This window comes from Roseivivax isoporae LMG 25204, assembly GCF_000521865.1.
GTDB classification, from domain to species: Bacteria; Pseudomonadota; Alphaproteobacteria; order Rhodobacterales; family Rhodobacteraceae; genus Roseivivax; species Roseivivax isoporae.
The window spans coordinates 1-2,049 of sequence record NZ_JAME01000099.1 but is presented as its reverse complement, the minus strand read 5'-3'; the positions used below and the strand labels follow the sequence as shown (position 1 = coordinate 2,049).

Genomic DNA, 2,049 nt, shown 5'->3' with positions numbered 1-2,049 from the left:
GATGAAACGGGGGCAAGACCAGATACAAAGTTCCGATCGACCTGTAAATTCCCGGTGGCGTAGCCAGCCCGTGATCCTGATCAGTGCCGGAAACTCCAGCCGGCGGCGATCCTGAATTGGGGAGCGGAGCAGCCCGGAGAAGGCTTAACTTCTGAGCGAGGACAATCCGGGGGCAGGTCACATCGTCTGTGATCCTCTGGAGCTGGAAATCGTTCGTCTCTTGGAATGACTTCTGTCATGAAAAGGGGCGTGCAATGCACGGGGCCCATACTTCCTTGAAGAAGGAAATCGGAGTTTGTCCTGCGAGCTTGTTGAAATTTACTCTGCGATATCTCTCCCCATTACTTGCTAAAAAAGTATCGCGGATGATTAAAAGAGTAACAAAAATGTTGAAAAGGCTCCAAGGTCCCGTCGCCATCCAGCTCGAGCGGGGTTCGTTCAACATTTCTCTTACGAAGGTCTCGAGAATCCTTTCGAGATTTTCGAATCGCCTTGTTTTACAAGGACTCACAGGACGGTTCGGAGCCAGGCTTGGTAAAGCTCCCGCGGCGCCAGAATGACGCCCGTTCCTTGCTCGTTTGTCGACGGCCTCGCATGCTCGAGCGCTGTCTTACGTGCACGGGTTTCGCCTGGACTCGCTTCATCTGTAACATGGGTGTCGACATTTCCTGAGCCAGAGAAGCCTCAGCTATCCATGTGCGTCGGTCTATTGGCACGGGACCACTACGGTTCTTGTATCGGTTTTCCGTTTTCATGAACCTCCAGATGTACGTTCGAAGCGGCTTTGCGAGAGAACGACAATGAAACTAAGTAAGGAAAATGTTAGGATGAGTAGCGTGAGACACAAGTTTAGTATCGCGGATCACATGGCAAGTATCGCGAATAGGCAACCTGCGCTGATGTGCGGACAGGTTGCGCGCAAAGTATTTTGACCTGGGTGCAGGTCAGCTAGGTCATGTTGACAAATGGCGCACCCAAAGGCCTATCGACGTGATGTCGATGAAGCTCAGGAAGCTATCCGTACTCTTGACGTAACGGGTGGCGACGCGACGGGCGTTCTTCAGCTTGTTGAAGCACCGTTCGACAAGGTTTCGAAGACGATGCAAGGAGCGGTTGATGGCAACGCGCTTCTTTTGTGATGTGCGCATGGGGATGACGGGTAAGACATCGCGTTTGCCTATGGATTTTCGGATTCTGTCGGCGTCACAGCCTCGGTCGGCCAGCAGAACACTCGGTGTCGACAGATTGTCGGCGATGACCAGATCAAAGACGAGATAGTCGGATGTTTGCCCCGCAGCTATCTTCGTCCTCATTGGCAGCTCTGCTGCATTGACGAGGGGGTGGATCTTGGTCGTGAAGCCACCACGCGAACGGCCAAAACCCTGTCGCGGAGTCCCCCTTTAGCGCTCGCTGCCTGATGATGGGCCCGGAGCGGCATCACGCCCCACTTTGCGCTTTGTCACAGTGAAGTCCCAAGAGCAGCAAGCGCGTGCCATGCTGTTCCGCACCCGAGACCTGCTCGTGCGCCAGCGAACCCAACTGATAAATGCACTGCGCGGCCATCTCGCCGAACATGGTGTCGTTACACCGACGGGGGGCGGCGTATCTCAATCGCCTGTGTCAATCGGCTTGCAATCGGGCCCCCTTATAGGCGCGCAATCGGGACCCCTCTGTTGCGCGGGTAGCCGGGCCGAGGCGGCATAGCTTTCAATTGGCGCAGACGTCTCGGGCCGGCGGCTTTTCCGGGCTCAGGTGCGGGTCTTGAAGCGCCAGCTCTCGTTGCCGGTCTCCACGATGTCACAGTGGTGGGTGAGCCGGTCGAGCAGAGCGGTCGTCATCTTGGCATCGCCGAAGACGCTCGGCCATTCTCCGAACGCGAGATTGGTCGTGACGATGATCGAGGTGCGCTCATAGAGGCGGCTGATGAGGTGGAACAGCAGCTGACCGCCTGTCTGGGCGAACGGCAGGTAGCCGAGCTCGTCCAGGATCAGGAAGTCGAGGCGGCAGAGGAGATCGGCCGTTCGCCCCTGCCGGTCGGCGCGAGCTTCG

General features: G+C 56.8%; 3 pseudogenes. 1 reads left to right on the top strand and 2 read right to left on the bottom strand.

The annotated features are described in order from the left end of the window. Positions 1-953 precede the first annotated feature (953 nt). Positions 954-1,432: pseudogene (locus RISW2_RS24410) on the bottom strand (IS5 family transposase); the annotation flags it as partial. On the opposite strand from RISW2_RS24410, the pseudogene RISW2_RS24945 reads away from it, so the two are divergent. Further along, positions 1,432-1,596: pseudogene (locus RISW2_RS24945) on the top strand (IS110 family transposase); the annotation flags it as partial. The pseudogenes RISW2_RS24410 and RISW2_RS24945 overlap by 1 nt on opposite strands. Positions 1,597-1,748: 152 nt before the next feature. Here RISW2_RS24945 and istB read toward each other — a convergent pair. Then, a pseudogene (gene istB, locus RISW2_RS22700) lies at positions 1,749-2,049 on the bottom strand (IS21-like element ISPkr1 family helper ATPase IstB); the annotation flags it as partial.